Here is a 22,483-nt window from a genome sequence, read left to right as displayed (position 1 = left end):
GCGCGCGGTTATACCGGGTGCCGCGGCGACCGAAGCTCCACCCCTATCGCTGCCGAGGAGTTATTGAAGTGAGCGACACCTCCGCCGACCTCGTGATCCTGGGAGGCGGATCGGGCGGCTACGCCGCGGCCTTCCGCGCTGCCGAGCTGGGCCTTTCCGTCACGCTGATCGAGAAGGACAAGCTGGGCGGGACCTGCCTCCACCGGGGCTGCATCCCGACCAAGGCCCTGCTGCACGCCGCCGAGGTCGCCGACGAGGCCCGCGACGCCGAGACCTTCGGCGTCAAGGCCGTGTTCGAGGGCATCGACATCGCGGGGGTGAACAAGTACAAGGACGGCATCGTCTCCCGGCTGTACAAGGGCCTCCAGGGCCTGGCCAAGGCGCACAAGGTGAACCTCGTCGAGGGCACCGGCCGGTTCGTCGGCGGCACGACCGTCGAGGTCGACGGCACGCGCTACACCGGCAAGAACGTCATCCTCGCCACCGGTTCGTACTCGCGCACCCTGCCCGGCCTCGAGCTCGGCGGCCGCATCATCGCGAGCGAGCAGGCGCTGACGCTGGACTACGTGCCGAAGAAGGTCGTCGTGCTCGGCGGCGGCGTGATCGGCGTGGAGTTCGCCAGCGTGTGGGCTTCCTTCGGGGTCGACGTCACCGTGGTCGAGGCGCTCCCGCGGCTGGTCCCGAACGAGGACGAGTACGCCTCCAAGCAGCTCGAGCGGGCGTTCCGCCGGCGCAAGATCGCCTTCAAGACCGGCGTGAAGTTCACCGGCGCGAAGCAGGACGACAACGGCGTCAGCGTGTCGCTGGAGTCCGGCGAGACGCTGGAGGCCGACCTGCTGCTGGTCGCCGTCGGCCGCGGCCCGAACTCGGCCGGGCACGGCTACGAGGAGGCGGGCGTCAAGATCGACCGCGGCTTCGTGCTCACCGACGACCGGCTGCGCACCAACCTGCCGAACGTGTACGCGGTCGGCGACATCGTGCCGGGCCTTCAGCTCGCGCACCGCGGCTTCCAGCAGGGCATCTTCGTGGCCGAGGAGATCGCCGGACTGAACCCGCGCGCCATCGACGAGCGCGGCATCCCGCGCGTCACCTACTCGCACCCCGAGGTCGCCTCGGTCGGGCTCACCGAGACCCAGGCCAAGGAGAAGTACGGCTCGGACGTCACCACGTTCACCTACGACCTCGGCGGCAACGGCAAGAGCCAGATCCTCAAGACCTCCGGCGGCGTGAAGCTGGTGAAGGCGCCGGACGGCCCCGTCGTCGGCGTGCACATGGTCGGCGACCGGGTCGGCGAGCTGATCGGCGAAGCGCAGCTGATCTACAGCTGGGAGGCGTTCCCGGAGGACGTCGCCCCGCTGATCCACGCGCACCCCACGCAGACCGAGGCACTCGGCGAAGCGTTCCTCGCCCTCGCGGGCAAGCCGCTGCACGTGCACAGCTGACGCGCAACCAGCACAATCCAGACCACGTCTTAGCGATCAAGGGAGCCAGCGAACAATGGCCTACTCCGTCACGCTGCCGGAGCTCGGCGAGAGCGTCACCGAGGGAACCGTCACCCGGTGGTTGAAGCAGGAGGGCGACACCGTCGAGGTCGACGAGCCGTTGCTCGAGATCTCGACCGACAAGGTCGACACCGAAGTACCGTCGCCGGTGGCAGGCACGGTCGTGAAGATCAGCGCCAAGGAAGACGACACCGTCGAGGTCGGCGGCGAGCTGGCGGTGATCGACGACGGCACCGGCGGCGTGCCCGAGTCCTCCGCGCCGGCCCAGCAGGCCGAGCCGGAGCCCGCCCCGCAGCAGCAGGAAGCCCCTGCCCAGGCCGAATCCGCCGCCCCCGCCGAGTCCGCCCCGTCGCAGCCGGACACCGCTCCGGCCGCCGGCGGTTCGGGCACCGAGGTGAAGCTGCCCGAGCTGGGCGAGAGCGTCACCGAGGGCACCGTCACCCGCTGGCTGAAGCAGGTCGGCGAGACCGTCGAGGTCGACGAGCCGCTGCTCGAGATCTCCACCGACAAGGTCGACACCGAGGTCCCGTCGCCGGTCGCCGGCACCGTGCTGGAGATCCGCGCGGGCGAGGACGAGACCGTCGAGGTCGGCGGCGTGCTCGCGGTCATCGGCGACGCCAGCGCCGCCCCGGCCGCCGCCCCGGCGCAGGAAAGCAAGCCCGCCCCGGCTCCGGAACCCGAGCCCGCTCCGGCCCCGGTCCAGGAGAGCAAGCCCGCTCCGGCCCCGGCGGCTCCGGCCCCCGCGCCCGCAGCCCCGGCTCCCGCTCCGGCCCAGGAGAGCAAGCCCGCCCCAGCCGCGCAGGCCCCGGCGGACAACGGCTCCGCGGACGGCCCGTACGTCACGCCGCTGGTGCGCAAGCTCGCCTCCGAGCACGGCATCGACCTCGCGTCGCTGACCGGCAGCGGAGTCGGCGGCCGCATCCGCAAGCAGGACGTGCTCGCCGCCGCCGAGGCCAAGCAGAAGGCGGCTCCGGCCCCGGCTGCTTCCGCCCCGTCCGCTCCGGCCGCCGCCGCTCCGTCCGCGCCGCGCGCCGCCGCGGTCTCGCCGGAGGTCGCCGCCCTGCGCGGCACCGTGCAGAAGGCGAGCCGGATCCGGCAGATCACCGCCACCAAGACCCGCGAGTCGCTGCAGGTTTCCGCGCAGCTCACGCAGGTGCACGAGGTGGACGTCACCAAGATCGCCAAGCTGCGCCAGCGCGCGAAGGCGGCGTTCAAGGAGCGCGAGGGCGTCAACCTCACGTTCCTGCCGTTCTTCGCCAAGGCGACCGTCGAGGCGCTCAAGCAGCACCCGAACGTCAACGCGTCCTACAACGAGGACACGAAGGAGATCACCTACCACGGCGCCGTGCACCTGGGCATCGCGGTGGACACCGAGCGCGGCCTGCTCTCGGTCGTGATCCACGACGCGGGCGAGCTGAGCCTGGCCGGTCTCGCGCACCGCATCGCCGACCTGGCGGCGCGGGCCCGGGCCAACCAGGTCAAGCCGGACGAGCTGACCGGCGGCACCTTCACCATCACGAACATCGGCTCCAACGGAGCCCTGTTCGACACGCCGATCATCGTGCAGCCGCAGTCCGGCATGCTCGGCACCGGCGCCGTGGTGAAGCGCCCGGTCGTGGTGAGCGACGCCGACGGCAACGACACCATCGCGGTCCGCTCGATGGCGTACCTGCCGCTGACCTACGACCACCGCCTGGTCGACGGCGCCGACGCCGGCCGCTTCCTGACCACGATCAAGCAGCGGCTGGAAGAGGGCAACTTCGAGGACGAGCTGGGTCTCTGATCCGGTAACTCTCTCGGCCGAAGGCCCCCGCATCCGCCAGGCGGGTTCTAGCGGTCCCCGCAACACCCTGGATTGCAGGGAGTTGCGGGGATCGTGGATTTTGAGAGGTTGAAGAAGGAGTTCTTCGAGGCTCTTGATCGGGAGAAGGGCAACGTTTCGGGTGCCGCCCGGGTGGTCGGGGTGTCTCGGGGAACGGCTCACACTTGGGCGCGGCAGGCAGGAGTGCGGGGCACGGGGAAGTCGGGCACGTCCGGGCATCCGGGCAGGGCGGAGTACGACCGGCTTCGCGCGGCCGGTGTGCGATCACGGGATGCCGCCACTCGGGTCGGCGTCAACGAGCGCACCGCCCGGGACTGGGATCGCGGTATCCGGCAGATCGGTCACACGCGCCTCCACCCGGATGGGCGCCGGATCGACTACAAGACGGGCGTGACCACTGTCGTTCCTTTGTCCTCGCAGCCGTCTGTCGCGGCGGTCGAGGCCACTTTGCACCCGCGGTACTTGACGGTGGCCGAACGGGAGCTGATCGCCGACATGCGCCGGCAGGGCGAGTCGTTCCGGGCGATCGGGCGGGCGCTGGGCCGCCCGGCGTCCACCGTCAAACGGGAGATCGACACGCGGTCGGTCAACGGTGTCTATCGGCCGCACCACGCTCAGCGGGCCTGGGCGGGAAGCCGGCCGCGGCCGAAGCCGTCGAAACTCGCCCAGGACGGTCCGTTGCGCGCCTATGTCGCCGACAAGCTGCGGGAACAGTGGTCACCCGAGCAGATCTGTCAGGCGCTCGTCCGCGAGTTCCCCGACGATGAGGACATGCGGGCGAGTCCGGAAACGATCTACCAGGCGATCTACGTCCAGGCTCGGGGCGGGCTGCGACGCGAGGTCGCGGCCGCGCTGCGGACCGGCCGCACCCGCCGGAAGCCGCACCGCAAACCTGACCAGCGCACACCCCGGTTCGTCGACGGCATGGTGATGATCTCCCAGCGCCCGGCCGAGGTCGAAGACCGCGCGGTCCCCGGCCACTGGGAAGGCGACCTGATCGTCGGCACCCGCAGCGAGAGCGCGATCGTGACGCTGGTCGAGCGCTCCACCCGCTACGTCATGCTCGGGCACCTGCCCGGCGGGCACACCGCCGAGGAAGTCCGGGACGTGCTCGTCCCGCTGATCCAGACCCTGCCCGCACACCTGCGCGGCTCGCTGACCTGGGACCAGGGCTGTGAAATGGCCGCGCACAAGCAGTTCTCGATCGCGACCGGGGTTCCGGTCTACTTCTGCGACCCGCACGCACCCTGGCAACGCGGCTCAAACGAGAACACCAACGGACTGCTGCGCCAGTACTTCCCCAAAGGGACCGACCTGTCCGTTCACAGCACCGAAGACCTCGAACACGTCGCCCAGAAACTCAACCGCCGACCACGCAAAACGCTCGGCTGGTCAACACCAGCCGAGCGCCTGCGTAATCTGCTAACGGCCACCACATAGATCATCAGGTGTTGCGACGACCGCGTGAATCCGCCCCACGGGTGCGGGGGCCTTCGCCGTTCGCCGTTCCGCGTAGTCAGCTATTCCGGATTTTCGGAATTCCGGAGTAGGCTTGGCTCATGCTCACCCGACGAAGCTTGCTCGCGTCGGTCACAGCAGCGGGGGCCGCCACGTTCGTCGCCCCCTCGCTCGCGCTGGCCGATCCCCCGGACCAATCCACGCCCGAAGGCTGGCTCGCCCGGCTCGCCGCGCACCGCGACGACGTGTCCGCGGTCTTCTCCGACCGCACGTGCTTCGAGCACCGGCCAGACCAGCAACGTCCGCTCGCCTCCGCGGTCAAGGTGGTGCATCTGCTCGCCTACACGACGGCGGTCGCCGAAGGACGGCTCGATCCGGCCGAACCGGTGCGCGTCGGTGATTGGGACGCCCGGCATCCGTTCTTCGGCGACGGCCTTCTCGGCCAGGGGACGCACCACGAAGCCCTGACCTTGCTGGGAATCCCGTGCGACGAGTTCGGCATCGCGAAGGATCCGGAGCAGCGAGTGCCGCTGCACAAGATCGCCGAGCTGATGATTCTGGTCAGCGACAACGCCGCCGCGGACTACCTGCACGCCCGGCTCGGCGACTCGGCGCTGCGCCGCGCGGCCGCGCGCGGCGGCTGGCACCACCCCGACACCCGGATGTTCTGCGGGGAAACGCTGATGTGGGTGCTGCCCGAGTACTGTCCGCCGCCCGGCACCCCGAGCGCGGTCCGCCGTGCCCTGGGCAATGCGCTGACGAACCGGTTCGTCCACGACGCGTCGTTCCGTGCCACCGTGATTCCGCGGGTCTTCGCCCATCCGCCGACGCCCGAACACACCAGGATCTGGGAGGCGGGAACCGGCCAGGGCACTGCCGCGCACTTGTTCGGGCTGCACCGCGAAATCGCCGCGGGCAAGGACCGGGCCGCCGTCCTCGCGCAGCAGATCCTCACCCAGTTCCCGGAACGGAAGCCGCCGGGCGCGGATGCCTTGTTGTTCAAAGGCGGCAGCTTGTCCGCCGTCCTGGTGCTGGCGTTCGACGTGCTGTGGCCGGACCGCGCTCCGAGTACCGGCACGATCCTGCTTCAGAACGCGACGGCCGCCGACCTTCAGCACGTTCCGGCGCTGATGCGGCTGTGCGTCGACGCGCTGTACCTCCCGGCCACCTTCACGGCACTGGAGCGCGCGCTGGGACACTGACCCGCATGACCGATGACCTCGCCGAGCGCGTCGCGGCGCTCGAACGCCGGCTGGCCGCGTTGGAGGGACGGTCCGCCGAACCCGTCCCGGACAGCCCGCGGGGAATCGTCGGCTACCAGGGTGAATTGACCGATCCCGAGCTGCGCTGGGAAATCCGGCTCACCACCCCGGCAGTCCTGTCGCTGCCGGACGGGCCGCGCGCCGAGGTGCTCGCCGCGCTGGCGAACACCGACCGGATCGCGCTCGTCCGGCTGCTCGCCCGCGACGGCGCGCAAACCGGGGCCGCGCTGCAGGAAGCGGCCGAACTCAGCTCGCCAGGACGGCTCTATCACCACCTCAAGGCGCTCACCGCGGCCGGGCTGGTCGAGCAGGACCGCCGCGGCAGCTACCGGCTCAAGCCGACCGCCGCGATTCCCGCGCTGGTGCTGCTGACCGCCGCCGCCGACGTCGCCGGTCAGCTCCGCCCGGGTGTGCGCGAACCGGGCCGATAGGACACGATCAGAGGCATGCGGGTACTCATCGCGGGCTCCGGCGGTCTCCTCGGCACCGCATTGACCGGACGGCTGCGCGAATCCGGGCACGACGTGCGCCGGCTGGTGCGGCGCACCGCGCGGGCGGAAGACGAGCGCGGCTGGGACCCGCCGTCGGGGCGGATCGACGACGGCGCGTTCGACGGCGTCGACGCGGTGGTGAACCTGTGCGGCGCGCCGCTGTTGCCCGGTCGCTGGAGCGCCATGCGCAAACAGCAGCTGCTCGACAGCCGCGTCGAGCCGACCGAGGTGCTCGCCGAAGCGGTGGCGGAGCACGGCATCGGGGTGCTGGTGAATGCCTCCGCCGTGGGCTATTACGGCAACACCGGGTCCACTGTGGTCGATGAGGACACCAAGGCGGGCAACGGTTTTCTCGCCGAGATGTGCGTCGAATGGGAGAACGCGACCGCCGCGGCGGCCAACGCGCGCGTGGTCTCGGTCCGCACCGGTCTCGTCCTGGCCCGCCGCGGCGGCCTGCTCGACGTGCTGCGTCCGCTCTTCCGCTTCGCGCTCGGCGGACGGCTCGGCGACGGCAGCCAGTTCATGCCGTGGATCGCGCTGGACGACGAAATCGGTGCCCTCGTGCACATTCTGGAGCACGATTCGCTGTCCGGCCCGGTCAATCTCACCGGCCCGATCCCGGTCACCAACGCCGAGTTCACCAAGGCCCTCGGCCACGCCGTGCACCGGCCCGCGCCGTGGTGGGTGCCGGAAATCGCGATGAAGATCGCGCTCGGCCAGGCCGCCGAGGAGATGGCGTTGTTCGGACAGCGCGCGGTGCCGCGGAAGCTGGAGGCGAGCGGCTACGAATTCCGGCACCGCACCGTCGACAGCGCGCTCGCCGCGGCGACATGACGATGCCGCGCGTCCGGTGGATCGTCGTTGGCGTGGTGCTGTTCGCCGCGTTCCTGTGGCTCGGATTTCTGGTGGACCGGCAGCCGCTGCAGCTCGACGTCGAGGTCGCCACGGCCCTGCGGGGACAGGACACTCGCCCGGCCGGCCAGATCGCGGGCGTGGTGACGAACGTCCTCGGCCCGGTGCTGCCGTATGTGCTCGGCGTGCTGCTGCTGGCGATCGTGCTGCGCGACCGCTCCCAGTTCTCGCTGTGCGTGCGGCTCGCCGTGGTGCTGCTTCTGTGCCGGTTCACCAGCCTGGCGTTCAAGCCGGTGTTCCAGCGCCAGCGCCCGCGGGTGTACCCGGATCTGAGCTACCCCAGCGGCCACGTCGTCTCCGTGGCGACGACCAGCCTGGTCGTGGTGCTCCTCTGCGCCTGGCTCCGGCCGCGGTTCGTCCGGTGGGCGATCGGGATTTCCGCCGCCGCGACGGTGCTGGCCGCGGCCTGCCGGATCGTGCTCGGCGTGCACTGGGTCACCGACACCATCGGGGCCGTGCTCGCGGTGCTCGGCGTCGGACTGGTGTCAGCGACCGCACTCCGGCTGATTCCCTTTCCGCCGGACGAAAGGCGTAGCCTCGAACGGTGAGTTCTTCGAGCGCAAGCTGCCGGATCGCCACCGAACCCCTCGTCGTGCGCGAGATCGGGACGATCGACTACACCGAGGCCTGGGACCTGCAGCGGGAGATCCTCACCGCTCGTGCGGACGAAACCGGGCCGGACACCATGCTGCTGCTGGAGCACCCGTCGGTCTACACCGCGGGCAAGCGCACCGAACCCGAGGACCGGCCCGCCGACGGCACCCCGGTGATCGACGTCGACCGCGGCGGCAAGATCACCTGGCACGGCCCCGGCCAGCTGGTCGGCTACCCGATCCTGAAGCTCGCCGACCCGATCGACGTGATGCATTACGTGCGCCGCCTCGAGGAGGCGCTGATCGCGGTGTGCGACCGGTTCGGCGTGCGCACCGGCCGCGTCGAGGGCCGCAGCGGCGTGTGGATCCCGGCCGACGAGCGCGGGATCGAGCGCAAGATCGCCGCGATCGGCATCCGCGTCCAGCGCGGCGTCACCATGCACGGGTTCGAGCTGAACTGCAACGCCGACCTGGCCGCGTTCGACAACATCGTGCCGTGCGGCATCCGCGACGCGGGCGTCACCTCGCTGTCCTGGGAACTGCAGCGCGACGTCCCGGTCTCCGAGGTGCTGCCGCTGGCGAAGGAGCTGGTGCTGGCCGCGCTCGAAGGCGAACTGCCGGTGAGCGACGACCGCTGGCTGCCGCGTCCGGAGGCCCCGAAGGCCCCCGGCGTCACCTTCGCCCTGCAGAACTGACCCAGCTGTCCGTGAAGGACTCCTTGAGGGAATCTGATTCCCTCAAGGAGTCCTTCACGGCTTTTCGGGGGCTCAGTCGAGCTGCGGAGCGACCTCGGACGCCACGAACTCGATGTGGTCGAGGTCGGACAGGTCGAGCACCTGCAGGTACAGCCGGGTGATCCCGGTTTTTTCGCGCCACTGCCCGATCCGGTCCACGATCTCCGCCGCGGTCCCGGCCAGGCCGTTGGCCCGCAGTTCGTCGGTTTCCCGGCCGATCGCGGCCGCCCGGCGCGCGACCTCGGCCTCGTCCCGGCCCGCCGCGAGCACGAGCGCGACCGAGCGCAGGATTTCCTTGGGGTCCCGGCCGATCGCCTCCGCCGCCGCGTCGACGCGCTCGAACTGCGCCAGCGCGGTGTCGGCATCCACGAACGGCAGGTTGAACTCGTCGGCGTACCGCGCGGCCAGCGCCGGGGTGCGCTTCTTGCCGCCCCCGCCGATGATCACCGGCGGCGCGGGCGACTGCGCGGGCTTCGGCAGCGCGGGCGAGTCGGCGAGCGTGTAGTACTCGCCGGAGTAGGAGAACTTCTCCCCGGCCGGGGTCTTCCACAGGCCGGTGATCACCGCGAGCTGCTCGGCGTAGCGGTCGAAACGCTCCTTGAGCGGCGGCAGGGTGAGGCCGTAGGCGGTGTGCTCGTCGTCGTACCAGCCGGCGCCGAAGCCGAATTCCACGCGCCCGCCGGACATCTGGTCCACCTGCGCGACCGAGATCGCGAGCGGGCCGGGGTGGCGGAAGGTGGCCGCGGTGACGAGCGTGCCGAGCCGGATCCGCTCGGTTTCGCGGGCGAGGCCGGCGAGGGTGATCCACGCGTCGGTCGGCCCGGGAAGGCCGTCCGCGCTGCCCATCTTGAGGTAGTGGTCGCTGCGGAAGAACGCGTCGTATCCCGCGGCTTCGGTGGTCCGCGCGACCCGCAGCAGGTCGTCGTAGCTCGCGCCCTGCTGGGGTTCGGTGAAGATCCTCAAGTCCATGTCCGCCAGCCTAACGGCGGACTGGTCAGCCCGCGGCGGGCCGTTCCTGGTCTCCCGCCGGGCGGCGCAGCCGGGTCAGCATCCGCATGATGACGTCCTCGATCTCGGCTCCGACCTTCTTCGGGTCGGCCGCGCCGGCGATCTCGGTGGCCGCGCTCGACAGCGCGCCGAACAGCAGCCGCGCGGTGAGGTCGACCGGCACCGGCTCCACCTCGCCCGCGTCGACGAGCAGCTGCAGCCCGGACCGGACCAGCCCGAAACTGGACTGCTCCTCGGCCTCGCGCCAGCGTTCCCAGCCCATCACGACCGGGCCCTCGTGGATGGCGATCCGCTGGTACGACGGGTCGAGGCAACTGCGGATGAACGCCTGCAGCCCGCCCATCGCGCGTTCCCACGGCTCGCCGTCGCCGGTCATGATCTTCTGCAGCCGGTCGTAGACCAGGCTTTCGACCTGTTCGAACGCGGCCTCGAAGAGCGCCTGCTTCCCGCTGAAATGGTGGTACAGCGCGCCTTTCGTGACGCGGGCGCGTTTGGCGACCTCGTCGAGCGAGGTGCCCGCGTATCCGCGTTTCGTGAACAGTTCGACCGCGCTCTCGACCAGGGCGGATCGGGTCGACTCGGAGTAGTCGAGTCGTCGGGACCTCATTGTCGGCACGCTCACAACCTTACGCCGGGGGTCGCCGGACCATACCCGTGGTATGTTGGCTGCGTCAGGTCCGTACCGGGAGTATGCCGCAGACCGGCAGTATGACCCGGGTCACGGAAGGGGAGCCACACCATGAGCTGGACCGACTTCTACCGGCGGCGAGAGATCCTCGATGCCGCTGTCCGCCAGGCGAGGCGTGCACCGCAGGCGCCGCTGTCGCTGGCCGAAATCCCGGGCGCCGCCGAAGAGTTCGGCACCGAAGAGAACCTGTTGCTGGCACTGCAGTACAAGTGGACGCAACTGCTCAGCGGCTACCTGCGCGCCGAGTTCGCCGATCCCGACGAGGCGGAACTGCCCGGCGACCAGGTCGACGCCGTCACCCGCGCGTGGCGGCAGGCGCAGCACGACCACCAAGACCTCCGCGCGGTGCTGGACGGCGCGCTCGAGCGCTGCCCGGCGCTGGAACCGCTGCACCGCACCGAACTGCACATGCTGGCGCTCACCGCCGGCCTCGCCGAACCGGACGAGTCCGCCGACGAGATCGTCAAGGTCGGGCGGACGCTCGACGCGCTGATCCGCGCAGGCGACACCGGCCCGGTCCGCAGGCGCGGCCCGGTCGGGCATCTGATGCGCCTGCTCGCGCCGAGCGCGTGACGTGTAGTTAGCTAGCCCGATGAGCGAACGCTGGACCGAGGCCCGGATCCCCGACCAGAGCGGCCGGACCGTCCTGATCACCGGAGCGAATTCCGGCCTCGGCCTGCGTTCGGCGGAAGTCTTGGCCGCGCACGGCGCTCGCGTGCTGCTCGGCTGCCGGTCGCCGGAACGCGGCGAAACCGCGCTCGAGCGGGTCCGCGCCGCGGCTTCGGGCGCCAAACCCGAACTCGTCCGGCTGGATCTCGCCGACCTGGCGTCCGTCCGCGAAGCCGCCGCCAAGGTGCGCGAACTCACCGGCGACGCGCTGGACGTACTGATGAACAACGCCGGGGTGATGGCCACCGCACAGGGCCGTACCGCGGACGGTTTCGAGCTGCAGTTCGGCACGAACCACCTCGGACACGCCGCGCTGACGTGGCTGCTGATGCCCGCCCTGCGCGGCGCACCGGCGGGCCGCGTCGTCACGCTGTCAAGTGTCGCCGCCCTCGGCGCGCACCTGCACCTGGACGACCCGAACGCCGAACGCCGCCCCTACCGCGCGGCCGCCGCGTACGGCCAGGCGAAACTGTCGAACCAAACCTTCGGCATCGAACTGGACCGACGCCTTCGCGCAGCGAATTCCACCGTGCTCAGCGTGCTCGCGCATCCCGGCTACAGCGCGACCGGGCTGACCACGAACATGGCCAGCTCGTACCGGAATCCCGTGCTCCGCACTGTGCTGCGGGAAGTCGGCAAGCTCGGCGGAATGCTGCTGGCCCAACGCGTCGAGCAGGGCGCGCTGCCGCAGCTGTACGCCGCGACCGCCCCGGACGTCGAAGGCGGCGACTACCTCGGGCCGGCGTTCGCCGTCCGCGGCCGTCCGACGAAGGTGCGCACCCTTGCCCCGGCCCGGAATCCGGAGGCCGGGACCAGATTGTGGGACCTGACCGCCGAGCTGACCGGCGTCACTCCCGACCCGCGCTGAGGCCCGTTTCCCGGGCGTAGGGTGGAGCCCGTGAGTGCTGCACCGGAGGGGCGGAAGTTGTTGCGGCTTGAGGTGCGCAACAGCGAGACGCCGATCGAGAAGAAGCCGTCGTGGATCAAGACGCGGGTGCGGATGGGGCCGGAGTTCACCGAACTCAAGGGCCTGGTTCGCCGCGAAGGCCTCCACACCGTTTGCGAAGAGGCCGGGTGTCCCAACATCTACGAATGCTGGGAGGACCGCGAGGCCACCTTCCTGATCGGTGGTGACCAGTGCACGCGGCGCTGCGATTTCTGTCAGATCGACACGGGCAAGCCTGCTGCGTTGGACCGGACGGAGCCGCGGAAGGTCGCCGAGAGCGTGCAGGCCATGGGTCTGCGCTATTCGACGATCACCGGTGTCGCCCGCGATGACCTGGCCGACGGCGGTGCGTGGCTGTACGCGGAGACGGTGCGGCAGATTCACGCGCTCAACCCGGGCACCGGGGTCGAGCTGCTGATTCCGGACTTCAACGCCGAACCCGACCAGTTGGCCGAGGTGTTCGGGTCGCGTCCGGAAGTCCTGGCGCACAACGTGGAGACCGTGCCGCGGATCTTCAAGCGGATCCGCCCCGGCTTCCGCTACGCCCGCTCCCTGGACGTGATCACCCAGGCGCGTGCGGCGGGGTTGGTGACGAAGTCGAACCTGATCCTCGGGATGGGCGAGACGCCGGAAGAGGTCACCGTCGCGTTGCAGGACTTGTTCGACGCGGGCTGCGAGATCATCACGATCACCCAGTACCTGCGGCCCTCGCCGCGGCATCACCCGGTGGACCGGTGGGTCAAGCCCGAAGAGTTCGTCGAGCACGCGAAAACCGCCGAGGCGATCGGGTTCCCCGGCGTGATGGCGGGCCCCCTGGTGCGGTCCTCGTACCGCGCCGGACGGCTCTACGCCCAGACCAAGGCACACCGCGGCGAGGAACTCCCGGAGAACCTCGCCCACCTCACCGCCGAAGGACCGGCGGCCCAGGAAGCCAGCAGCCTGCTGTCCCGCTGAAGACGTCTCGACGAGGGGCCCCGGTTACGCACCGGGGCCCCTCGCTCGTCTCCGGTCACCCGAACGTGGCACCCAATTCCCAAGAATCAGTAAAGTGATGGTGTGGCTTTAGTAACGGACATCCTCGACTGGCTGCAGGCACTCCCCCAGCCGGGTCTCGTCGCGGCGGCAGGCGGGCTCGTGCTGGCCGAGTGCACGATCGGCCTCGGCTTCATCGCCCCGGGCGAATCGGGCTTGCTGATCGCGGCGACCACGGCGACGTCCGTGCCCCGCTTCCTGACGCTGTGGGCGGTCGTCACCGTCTGCGCGGCCCTTGGCGATTCGATCGGCTACACCCTCGGCCGGAAGTTCGGACCGCGGCTGCGGGAGACGAAGCTCATCCGCAAATACGGCCTGGACGCGTGGGACAAGGCCACCGGCGTCCTCGAACGGCGAGGTGCGTGGGCGGTGTTCTTCGCACGCTTCCTTCCGGTGCTGCGCACCCTGACGCCGGCCGCCGCGGGAGCGTCGAACCTGCCGTTCCGCAAGTTCCTCCCCGCGACCGCCGCCGGCGCGTTCTGCTGGTCGCTGGCGCACATCAGCCTCGGCGCCGCGCTGGGCGAGGCGGCCAAACAGGTCGAGAGCGCGATGAACACCGGGTTCCTCGTGGTGGCCGCGCTGGTGGTCGGAGTACTGGTGTTTTTCTTGCTGCGCATGAAGAAACGCAAGGCACTGGGCGTGTCCCCCGCTTCTCCGGACGAACAGCCGGAGGAGCCCGTGCGCACCGGCAGTTGACCGAGGTCACCCGAAGTCACCCGCCCGGGAACCGTCCGGCTGACTAAATTCGACCGTATGCAGGCATTTGACCTCCCGAAGCCGGTCGCGTTCGTCCTCGGCGGGGGCGGCAGCCTCGGCGCGCTGCAGGTGGGCATGCTGCAAGCTCTCGACGAAGCGGACATCGCGCCGGATCTGGCAGTCGGCACGTCCGTCGGTTCGCTGAACGCCGCGGTGCTTTCCCTGGCCGGCGACGACCGGCTCCGACGGCTCCGCGACATCTGGGCGCACATGACGAAGGCCGAGGCGTTTCCCGGCGGCGTGTTCAGCCAGGTCCGGACGCTGCGGCACAGCAAAACCCATCTGTTCCCGAACACCGGCCTCGCCAAGATCGTCGACGACCACCTCGGCGCCGGCCGCCGGTTCGAGGACCTGGCGATGCCGCTCGGCGTGGTCACGACCGACGTCGACACCGCCGAGCCGGTCCTGCTCACCTCCGGTCCGCTGCGGGCGCCGCTCCTGGCGAGCTGCGCGATCCCCGGCATCTATCCGCCGGTGCCGCACGAAGACCGTCTGCTCTACGACGGCGGCCTGGTCGCCAACGTCCCGATGCGGCAGGCGTTGCGCATGGGCGCGAAGTCGCTGGTCGTCCTGGACTGCGCGTTCCCCGGCAAAATGCCCGGCGCGCCCCGGACGTTCGCCGAGGTGATGATGTTCACCGCGATGATCAGCATGCGCAACCAGGCCGTGCTGGAGGCGCCGGTAGCGGCCCGGACCGTGCCGGTGATCTACCTGCCCGGCCCGGCCCCAGTCCGGGTGAGCCCGCTGGACTTCTCGCGTACCGACGAGCTGGCGTCGCAGGCGTACGACTCCGCCCTGGGCTACCTGAAGGAACTGACCGTCGACGGCCCCGGCCTGTACGGAGCGCCCGGATTGCTGCGCCCCTGATCCGCGAGCCGGAATTCGCGATCGTGATCCGCGTCACCCCAATGCACCGATCCGCCGGTCGGGGCGTCTTTCCGATCGCGTAGTTTTGCAGCTGAACCTGCCGTTCCTGGACCCTCACAAAAGAGACATAATGTTCCCGAAGAAGACATTTTTTCCGCTCGCCGGAATTCTCGCGGCGACCCTGCTGCTTTCCGCCTGTTCCTCCGGGGACGGCGGCAGCAACGGCGGCACGCCCGGCTCTCCGGGCGGGTCGAACCAGACCGCGACGCCGGCGTCGGTGACGATCGAACCGGCCAACGCGTCCGGGATCAGCCCGAGCACGCCGATCGTCGTGAAGGCGGCGAACGGGAAGCTCACGGACGTCACGGTCACGAGCTCCAAGGGCAAAACCGTCGCGGGCGAGTTCTCTCCGGACAAGCTCAGCTGGACGACCACCGAGGTGCTCGGCTACGGCGGCACGTACCAGGTGAAGGCGCATGCCCAAGGCGCGGACGGGAAAACCGTCGAGCAGCAGGGGCAGGTGACCACGCTGTCGCCGAAGAAGCAGGCGAACGCGAACCTGATCCCGGCCCCGGGCGCGGTGAAGAGCACGGGCGTCGGCGTGGGGCAGCCGATCGTGTTCAGCTTCGGCGTGCCGGTGAAGAACAAGGCCGCCGTGGAGAAGACGCTCACGGTCGAGTCGTCGCCGAAGCAGGAGGGCAGCTGGTATTGGATGGACGACAAGAACGTCCACTACCGGCCGAAGGAATACTGGCAGCCGGGCACGACGCTGACGGTGACCGCGAAGATTTACGGCGTCGATTTCGGAAATGGCGTCTACGGAGCGGACGATCGCACCGAAACGTACAAGGTGCACGATTCGTGGATCGCGAAAGCCGACGGCAACAGCGAGCAGATGCAGATCTTCCACAACGGTTCGATGGTGAAGTCGATGCCGATCTCGATGGGCAAGGACGCGACCCCCACCCACCTCGGCCCGCACGTCGTCTCGGACAAGCAGGCGAACTACATGATGGACTCCTGTACGTACGGCGTCTGCCCGCCGGACCCGAAGGCGTATCGCTCGAACGAGAAGTTCTCGGAACGCATCTCGAACGACGGCGAGTTCGTCCACGAAAACCCGAACAGCGTCGGACAGCAGGGCAACTCCAACGTCTCGCACGGCTGCATCAACCTGAACGCCGCCAACGCGGAGTGGTTCTTCAACAACTTCGGCCTGGGAGACGTCGTAGAAGTCACCAACTCGGGCGGCCCGCAGCTGCCGGTGTGGGACCTGTACGGCGACTGGTCCAAGTCCTGGACTGACTGGCAAAAGGGCTCGGCCCTGAAGTAGGCCACCGGGTTCGGCTGAACGGTTCTGACAGGTTCGACAGGGAAGGGTGCCGGAGCTTCGCGCTCCGGCACCCTTTTTGTTGCCCTCAAGCGGGTTCAACGCGGACCAGGACCGAGCCGGGTTGCCGCGGGCCGGACCACTCACCACAGGCGGCTGGCTCCAGGCTGCGCTCCATGGCGCTCAGGCCCGTCTGATCCCCATCGCCTGCTTCGGCTGCGTTCCCGCAACGGAGTCCCGCGGCTGACTGCTCGCGTCTGTTCCCTCCTACGGCCACGTTCTCGTCAACGGCCTCCCACCGCTCGGCTGTCCCTCCAACTGCTCTCGCTCGCCAGCTCCCCACTGCGACCGGATATTCCGTCTCGCCGATGGCTGCGCCCGAAACCGCGCAGGCCCGTCTGATCCCCGCGACGTCCAGGTTCCGCTCAATGGCCCCCGCGGCTTGGCTGCACCACACGGGCGCATGCCGCCTCGACACCGGCGGCACCCAAACCGCGCAGGCCCGTCTGATCCCCGCGACATCGAGGCTCTCCTCGAAGTCCTCCCCCGGCTCGGCTGTCCCGCAACGGTTCGCGCTCGTGCGTTCCCCACACGCCCGCATTGCCGCCTCGCCAACGGCGGCCCCGGCCGCTCGGGCATGTCAGGCCCCCCACGAGGTCTCGGTGCACCGCAACGACCTTCCGCGGCGGCTCGTGCTTGTGCGTGTCCCGCTGCCACCGACCTCTGCCGCCGCGCGCCCTGATGGTTCGGGAGCGTCTGGAGCCCCTACGGTTGTGTCCTCCGCCAGCGCGGCTGACTACGTCTCATCACTTCGTGCCCCGCGTTGGTCTTTTATTTCCGTGTCGCCGGCGCGGCTGGCCACCTTCCTCCGGCTCGTGCATCCCTCAGCACGGACCGCGGTGCCCCATCATCGCGGTCTTGTCAGCCGCGTTGCCAGCCCGCTCGGTCCCGTTGCTGAGCCACGTGTCTTCGCAGCGTCTTCGCGCTGCCATCTCCGCGGGCTGCCGTTGTGATCTGGACATGACGAAGGCCCGAACCCATTGACCGGGTTCGGGCCTTGTCCATGAAATGAATCTGGGCCCCGGGAAAACCTTCTCAGGTTCTCGACCGGGGCCCCGCCCCTTCTTTTAAGTTAAGTTCGGCGGTGTCCTACTCTCCCACAACCCTTCGGTTGCAGTACCATCGGCGCAGTCAGGCTTAGCTTCCGGGTTCGGAATGGGACCGGGCGTTTCCCTGACGCTAAAACCACCGAAACACTCCGAAACAACACACACCTGTCACTGTCGTGACAGCCGGTGTGGTGTTTCAGAACCGTAGAGTGGATGCGAGCGATCTTTGTGGGCAAGTCCTCGGCCTATTAGTACCAGTCAACTCGACAACACATTACTGTGCTTCCATTTCTGGCCTATCAACCCAATCGTCTCTTGGGGGCCTTAACCCACATAGGGTGGGATACCTCATCTTGGAACAGGCTTCCCGCTTAGATGCCTTCAGCGGTTATCCCTTCCGAACATAGCCAACCAGCCATGCCACTGGCGTGACAACTGGCACACCAGAGGTCCGTCCGTCCCGGTCCTCTCGTACTAGGGACAGCCTTCCTCAAGTATCCTGCGCGCGCGGCGGATAGGGACCGAACTGTCTCACGACGTTCTAAACCCAGCTCGCGTGCCGCTTTAATGGGCGAACAGCCCAACCCTTGGGACCTACTCCGGCCCCAGGATGCGACGAGCCGACATCGAGGTGCCAAACCATGCCGTCGATATGGACTCTTGGGCAAGATCAGCCTGTTATCCCCGGGGTACCTTTTATCCGTTGAGCGACACCCCTTCCACCAGGAGGTGCCGGATCACTAGTCCCGACTTTCGTCCCTGCTCGACATGTCTGTCTCACAGTCAAGCTCCCTTGTGCACTTGCACTCGACACCTGATTGCCAACCAGGCTGAGGGAACCTTTGGGCGCCTCCGTTACCCTTTAGGAGGCAACCGCCCCAGTTAAACTACCCATCAGGCACTGTCCCTGAACCAGATCATGGTCCGAGGTTCAGATTCCCAATCCGACCAGAGTGGTATTTCAACAACGACTCCACACCCACTAGCGTGAGCGCTTCACAGTCTCCCACCTATCCTACACAAGCCGAACCGAAAACCAATACCAAACTATAGTAAAGGTCCCGGGGTCTTTCCGTCCTGCCGCGCGTAACGAGCATCTTTACTCGTAATGCAATTTCGCCGGGCCTGTGGTCGAGACAGCCGGAAAGTCGTTACGCCATTCGTGCAGGTCGGAACTTACCCGACAAGGAATTTCGCTACCTTAGGATGGTTATAGTTACCACCGCCGTTTACTGGCGCTTAAATTCTCAGCTTCACCCACAAAGTGAGTTAACCGGTCCTCTTAACGTTCCAGCACCGGGCAGGCGTCAGTCCATATACATCGTCTTGCGACTTCGCATGGACCTGTGTTTTTAGTAAACAGTCGCTTTCCGCTGGTCTCTGCGGCCAACCACCCCTCCACTTGCATGAAGCTTCAAGGTGTTTGGCCCCCCTTCTCCCGAAGTTACGGGGGCATTTTGCCGAGTTCCTTAACCACAGTTCACCCGATCGCCTTGGTATTCTCTACCTGACCACCTGTGTTGGTTTGGGGTACGGGCCGTGCATGCACTCACTAGAGGCTTTTCTCGACAGCATAGGATCACCCACTTCGCCTCACACGGCTACGCATCACGTCTCAGAGTATGTGAACAGCGGATTTGCCTACTGTTCCTCCTACACGCTTACACCAGGACAACCATCGCCTGGCGGAGCTACCTTCCTGCGTCACCCCATCGCTTGACTACTACGGAATCAGGTCCCACGCTCCACACACCCGATCCGCCCGAAGGCTTCACGAGTGGCTTCGGGTGGTTAGTGTCAACCGCCTCGCCATGGGCGCACATGCTCGGGTACGGGAATATCAACCCGTTGTCCATCGACTACGCCTGTCGGCCTCGCCTTAGGTCCCGACTTACCCTGGGCGGATTAGCCTGGCCCAGGAACCCTTGGTCATCCGGCGGCAGAGTTTCTCACTCTGCATTCGCTACTCATGCCTGCATTCTCACTCCCGCACCCTCCACCGCTAGCTTCCGCCGCGGCTTCCCTGGATGCAGGACGCTCCCCTACCCATCCACACCACTGCACAAGAACCCGAAAGCTCTTGCGGATGTATTGTGTGAATGACACAGCTTCGGCGGTGTGCTTAAGCCCCGCTACATTGTCGGCGCAGGACCACTTGACCAGTGAGCTATTACGCACTCTTTCAAGGGTGGCTGCTTCTAAGCCAACCTCCTGGTTGTCTGGGCAATCCCACATCCTTTCCCACTGAGCACACACTTAGGGGCCTTAGCTGGTGTTCTGGGCTGTTTCCCTCTCGACGACGAAGCTTATCCCCCGCCGTCTCACTGCCGCGCTCTCACTAACCGGTATTCGGAGTTTGGTTGATTTCGGTAACCCGGTAAGGCCCCTAGACCATCCAGTAGCTCTACCCCCGGCAAGAAACACGCGACGCTGCACCTAAATGCATTTCGGGGAGAACCAGCTATCACGGAGTTTGATTGGCCTTTCACCCCTACCCACAGCTCATCCCCTCAGTTTTCAACCTAAGTGGGTTCGGGCCTCCACGACGTCTTACCGTCGCTTCACCCTGGCCATGGGTAGATCACTCCGCTTCGGGTCTAGACCACGCGACTCAATCGCCCTATTCAGACTCGCTTTCGCTACGGCTACCCCACCCGGGTTAACCTCGCCACGCAGCACTAACTCGCAGGCTCATTCTTCAAAAGGCACGCCATCACGTCGAAACGCTCTGACGGCTTGTAGGCACACGGTTTCAGGTACTCTTTCACTCCCCTCCCGGGGTACTTTTCATCTTTCCCTCACGGTACTCGTCCGCTATCGGTCTCCAGGAAGTATTTAGGCTTACCGGGTGGTCCCGGCAGATTCACAGCAAATTCCACGAGCTCGCTGCTACTCGGGAACACCGCCACACAACACAAACACAGTTTTCGCGTACGGGGCTCTCACCCGCTCCGGCCCGCCGTCCCAAGCGGTTCCGCTAACCATGCCGCATCACGCCCAGAGTGTCAGCTCTGAGAAGACAGGTCCCACAACCCCGACCACACAACCCCTGACAGGTATCACATGCAATCGGTTTAGCCTCTTCCGCTTTCGCTCGCCACTACTCACGGAATCACTTTTGTTTTCTCTTCCTGCGGGTACTGAGATGTTTCACTTCCCCGCGTTCCCTCCACACCGGCTATATATTCACCGGCGGGTAACACCACATCACTGGTGCTGGGTTTCCCCATTCGGAAATCCTCGGATCACAGCTCGGTTGACAGCTCCCCGAGGCATATCGCAGCCTCCCACGTCCTTCATCGGCTCCTGAAGCCAAGACATCCACCATGTGCCCTTAACAACTTGACCACAAAGATGCTCGCATCCACTCTACAGTTCTCAAACACCACACCAGAAACAACGTGTGTTGCCTCAGGACCCAACAGCGTGCCAGCAAACAATCGCTCCCCCAGACTCCGCCTCGCCGTTCCGCAGCCCCGAAGGACCTGTACTAGACAAGGCATCGCCTGCCAGAAGCGACCATAACCAGTAGTTCCACAATTCCTTGAGCAAGCCCGGCAACACCGCGTGCGGGTGTTAAACCGTGCCCACCCCATGCCCTGGTTCCGGGTATCCCGGGAGCATGGATGTGTTGTGCTCCTTAGAAAGGAGGTGATCCAGCCGCACCTTCCGGTACGGCTACCTTGTTACGACTTCGTCCCAATCGCCAGTCCCACCTTCGACCACTCCCTCCCTTGCGGGTTGGGCCATGGGCTTCGGGTGTTACCGACTTTCATGACGTGACGGGCGGTGTGTACAAGGCCCGGGAACGTATTCACCGCAGCGTTGCTGATCTGCGATTACTAGCGACTCCGACTTCACGCAGTCGAGTTGCAGACTGCGATCCGAACTGAGACCGGCTTTAAGGGATTCGCTCCACCTCGCGGTATCGCAGCCCTCTGTACCAGCCATTGTAGCATGTGTGAAGCCCTGGACATAAGGGGCATGATGACTTGACGTCATCCCCACCTTCCTCCGAGTTGACCCCGGCAGTCTCCCACGAGTCCCCGCCATGACGCGCTGGCAACGTAGGATAAGGGTTGCGCTCGTTGCGGGACTTAACCCAACATCTCACGACACGAGCTGACGACAGCCATGCACCACCTGTACACCAACCACAAGGGAAGCCCCATCTCTGGGGATGTCTGGCGCATGTCAAGCCCAGGTAAGGTTCTTCGCGTTGCATCGAATTAATCCACATGCTCCGCCGCTTGTGCGGGCCCCCGTCAATTCCTTTGAGTTTTAGCCTTGCGGCCGTACTCCCCAGGCGGGGCGCTTAATGCGTTAGCTACGGCACGGACAACGTGGAATGTCGCCCACACCTAGCGCCCAACGTTTACAGCGTGGACTACCAGGGTATCTAATCCTGTTCGCTCCCCACGCTTTCGCTCCTCAGCGTCAGTATCGGCCCAGAGACCCGCCTTCGCCACCGGTGTTCCTCCTGATATCTGCGCATTTCACCGCTACACCAGGAATTCCAGTCTCCCCTGCCGAACTCAAGTCTGCCCGTATCGACCGCACGCTCCACGTTAAGCGTGGAGATTTCACGGCCGACGCGACAAACCGCCTACGAGCTCTTTACGCCCAATAATTCCGGACAACGCTCGCACCCTACGTATTACCGCGGCTGCTGGCACGTAGTTAGCCGGTGCTTCTTATCCAGGTACCGTCACTTGCGCTTCGTCCCTGGCGAAAGAGGTTTACAACCCGAAGGCCGTCATCCCTCACGCGGCGTCGCTGCATCAGGCTTGCGCCCATTGTGCAATATTCCCCACTGCTGCCTCCCGTAGGAGTCTGGGCCGTGTCTCAGTCCCAGTGTGGCCGGTCACCCTCTCAGGCCGGCTACCCGTCGTCGCCTTGGTAGGCCATTACCCCACCAACAAGCTGATAGGCCGCGGGTTCATCCCATACCGCCGGAACTTTCCACCACCACAGATGCCTGTAGTGGTCGTATCCGGTATTAGACCCAGTTTCCCAGGCTTATCCCAGAGTACAGGGCAGATTACCCACGTGTTACTCACCCGTTCGCCACTCATCCCCGGCCGAAACCGGTTCAGCGTTCGACTTGCATGTGTTAAGCACGCCGCCAGCGTTCGTCCTGAGCCAGGATCAAACTCTCCAACAATGTCTTCAAGTTCGATCGAGACTACTCTCAATCAATCATTCTCAAAGGAAACCCCGACGAGGGGGTTTCATATAAGCTCTACTGGCTTAGTTCACTAGCACACTGTTGAGTTCTCAAGCAACACACCCCGAACCAGCCCC

General features: G+C 66.8%; 16 protein-coding genes and 3 rRNA genes. 14 read left to right on the top strand and 5 right to left on the bottom strand.

What is annotated here, in order from left to right; translation table 11 throughout:
- Positions 1–68 precede the first annotated feature (68 nt).
- The 8 genes from lpdA (at position 69) to lipB (ending at position 8,735) form a co-directional block, all read left to right on the top strand.
- Entirely contained in the window at positions 69–1,442 is a 1,374-nt protein-coding gene (lpdA, locus tag CU254_RS08770) for a dihydrolipoyl dehydrogenase (RefSeq protein ID WP_009074768.1), read from the top strand.
- A gap of 55 nt (positions 1,443–1,497) precedes the next feature.
- Positions 1,498–3,285, top strand: a complete 1,788-nt coding sequence (sucB, locus tag CU254_RS08765; protein ID WP_009074766.1) for a 2-oxoglutarate dehydrogenase, E2 component, dihydrolipoamide succinyltransferase — start codon at positions 1,498–1,500, stop codon at positions 3,283–3,285.
- 297 nt (positions 3,286–3,582) lie between these two features.
- The gene (locus tag CU254_RS08760; protein WP_100267033.1) at positions 3,583–4,764 is read left to right on the top strand and encodes an IS30 family transposase; all 1,182 of its coding nucleotides are present in this window, start codon (positions 3,583–3,585) and stop codon (positions 4,762–4,764) included.
- Between the two features lie 119 nt (positions 4,765–4,883).
- Positions 4,884–5,984, top strand: coding sequence for a serine hydrolase (locus tag CU254_RS08755; protein WP_009074760.1), 1,101 nt, complete (start codon positions 4,884–4,886; stop codon positions 5,982–5,984).
- A 5-nt stretch (positions 5,985–5,989) separates the two neighbouring features.
- The gene (locus tag CU254_RS08750; protein ID WP_009074758.1) at positions 5,990–6,475 is read left to right on the top strand and encodes a helix-turn-helix transcriptional regulator; all 486 of its coding nucleotides are present in this window, start codon (positions 5,990–5,992) and stop codon (positions 6,473–6,475) included.
- A gap of 15 nt (positions 6,476–6,490) precedes the next feature.
- Complete coding sequence (locus CU254_RS08745; RefSeq protein ID WP_009074756.1) at positions 6,491–7,369, top strand: TIGR01777 family oxidoreductase; 879 nt, start codon at positions 6,491–6,493, stop codon at positions 7,367–7,369.
- On the top strand, positions 7,366–7,995 hold the full coding sequence (locus tag CU254_RS08740; protein ID WP_037713018.1) for a phosphatase PAP2 family protein: 630 nt from the start codon (positions 7,366–7,368) through the stop codon (positions 7,993–7,995). The genes CU254_RS08745 and CU254_RS08740 overlap by 4 nt, the downstream gene beginning before the upstream one ends.
- Complete coding sequence (lipB, locus tag CU254_RS08735; RefSeq protein WP_009074752.1) at positions 7,992–8,735, top strand: lipoyl(octanoyl) transferase LipB; 744 nt, start codon at positions 7,992–7,994, stop codon at positions 8,733–8,735. Before CU254_RS08740 ends, lipB begins: the two co-directional genes overlap by 4 nt.
- A gap of 72 nt (positions 8,736–8,807) precedes the next feature.
- On the opposite strand, the gene CU254_RS08730 is transcribed toward lipB, so the two are convergent.
- Complete coding sequence (locus tag CU254_RS08730) at positions 8,808–9,743, bottom strand: LLM class F420-dependent oxidoreductase (RefSeq protein ID WP_009074750.1); 936 nt, start codon at positions 9,741–9,743, stop codon at positions 8,808–8,810.
- A 25-nt stretch (positions 9,744–9,768) separates the two neighbouring features.
- Positions 9,769–10,389 carry a TetR/AcrR family transcriptional regulator gene (locus CU254_RS08725; RefSeq protein ID WP_037713016.1) on the bottom strand — a complete coding sequence of 207 codons (621 nt, stop codon included), beginning with the start codon at positions 10,387–10,389 and terminating at the stop codon, positions 9,769–9,771.
- 132 nt (positions 10,390–10,521) lie between these two features.
- On the opposite strand from CU254_RS08725, the gene CU254_RS08720 reads away from it, so the two are divergent.
- From CU254_RS08720 to CU254_RS08695, 6 genes are all read left to right on the top strand, one after another.
- Complete coding sequence (locus CU254_RS08720) at positions 10,522–11,043, top strand: hypothetical protein (RefSeq protein WP_009074747.1); 522 nt, start codon at positions 10,522–10,524, stop codon at positions 11,041–11,043.
- A 19-nt stretch (positions 11,044–11,062) separates the two neighbouring features.
- A complete protein-coding gene (locus tag CU254_RS08715) occupies positions 11,063–12,007 on the top strand; it encodes an oxidoreductase (protein ID WP_009074745.1) in 945 nt (314 codons plus the stop codon).
- Positions 12,008–12,037: 30 nt separating this feature from the next.
- A complete protein-coding gene (gene lipA / locus CU254_RS08710; protein ID WP_037713013.1) occupies positions 12,038–13,039 on the top strand; it encodes a lipoyl synthase in 1,002 nt (333 codons plus the stop codon).
- A gap of 102 nt (positions 13,040–13,141) precedes the next feature.
- On the top strand, positions 13,142–13,813 hold the full coding sequence (locus CU254_RS08705; RefSeq protein WP_009074741.1) for a DedA family protein: 672 nt from the start codon (positions 13,142–13,144) through the stop codon (positions 13,811–13,813).
- 57 nt (positions 13,814–13,870) lie between these two features.
- Positions 13,871–14,740 (top strand): patatin-like phospholipase family protein, encoded by an 870-nt coding sequence (locus tag CU254_RS08700; RefSeq protein WP_009074739.1) that lies wholly within the window; start codon positions 13,871–13,873, stop codon positions 14,738–14,740.
- A 130-nt stretch (positions 14,741–14,870) separates the two neighbouring features.
- A complete protein-coding gene (locus CU254_RS08695; protein WP_009074737.1) occupies positions 14,871–16,073 on the top strand; it encodes an Ig-like domain-containing protein in 1,203 nt (400 codons plus the stop codon).
- A gap of 1,133 nt (positions 16,074–17,206) precedes the next feature.
- Here CU254_RS08695 and rrf read toward each other — a convergent pair.
- From rrf to CU254_RS08680, 3 genes are all read right to left on the bottom strand, one after another.
- Positions 17,207–17,323: ribosomal RNA gene (gene rrf, locus CU254_RS08690) — 5S ribosomal RNA — on the bottom strand.
- 84 nt (positions 17,324–17,407) lie between these two features.
- Positions 17,408–20,527: ribosomal RNA gene (locus CU254_RS08685) — 23S ribosomal RNA — on the bottom strand.
- A gap of 296 nt (positions 20,528–20,823) precedes the next feature.
- Positions 20,824–22,343 (bottom strand): 16S ribosomal RNA (locus tag CU254_RS08680).
- Together the 16S, 23S and 5S rRNA genes form the textbook arrangement of a ribosomal RNA operon.
- Between the last annotated feature and the right edge of the window lie 140 nt (positions 22,344–22,483).

The sequence above is a fragment of the Amycolatopsis sp. AA4 genome, assembly GCF_002796545.1.
Lineage (GTDB): Bacteria > Actinomycetota > Actinomycetes > Mycobacteriales > Pseudonocardiaceae > Amycolatopsis.
This window is presented reverse-complemented; position numbering and strand designations above follow the sequence as displayed.

Bases quoted from the DNA above. Each gene is read 5' to 3' on its own strand.
- CU254_RS08745 (WP_009074756.1), top strand. From the start codon at position 6,491: ATGCGGGTACTCATCGCGGGCTCCGGCGGTCTCCTCGGCACCGCATTG.
- CU254_RS08725 (WP_037713016.1), bottom strand. From the start codon at position 10,389: ATGAGGTCCCGACGACTCGACTACTCCGAGTCGACCCGATCCGCCCTG.
- CU254_RS08755 (WP_009074760.1), top strand. From the start codon at position 4,884: ATGCTCACCCGACGAAGCTTGCTCGCGTCGGTCACAGCAGCGGGGGCC.
- CU254_RS08695 (WP_009074737.1), top strand. From the start codon at position 14,871: ATGTTCCCGAAGAAGACATTTTTTCCGCTCGCCGGAATTCTCGCGGCG.
- CU254_RS08730 (WP_009074750.1), bottom strand. From the start codon at position 9,743: ATGGACTTGAGGATCTTCACCGAACCCCAGCAGGGCGCGAGCTACGAC.
- CU254_RS08715 (WP_009074745.1), top strand. From the start codon at position 11,063: ATGAGCGAACGCTGGACCGAGGCCCGGATCCCCGACCAGAGCGGCCGG.
- CU254_RS08720 (WP_009074747.1), top strand. From the start codon at position 10,522: ATGAGCTGGACCGACTTCTACCGGCGGCGAGAGATCCTCGATGCCGCT.
- sucB (WP_009074766.1), top strand. From the start codon at position 1,498: ATGGCCTACTCCGTCACGCTGCCGGAGCTCGGCGAGAGCGTCACCGAG.
- CU254_RS08740 (WP_037713018.1), top strand. From the start codon at position 7,366: ATGACGATGCCGCGCGTCCGGTGGATCGTCGTTGGCGTGGTGCTGTTC.
- CU254_RS08700 (WP_009074739.1), top strand. From the start codon at position 13,871: ATGCAGGCATTTGACCTCCCGAAGCCGGTCGCGTTCGTCCTCGGCGGG.
- CU254_RS08750 (WP_009074758.1), top strand. From the start codon at position 5,990: ATGACCGATGACCTCGCCGAGCGCGTCGCGGCGCTCGAACGCCGGCTG.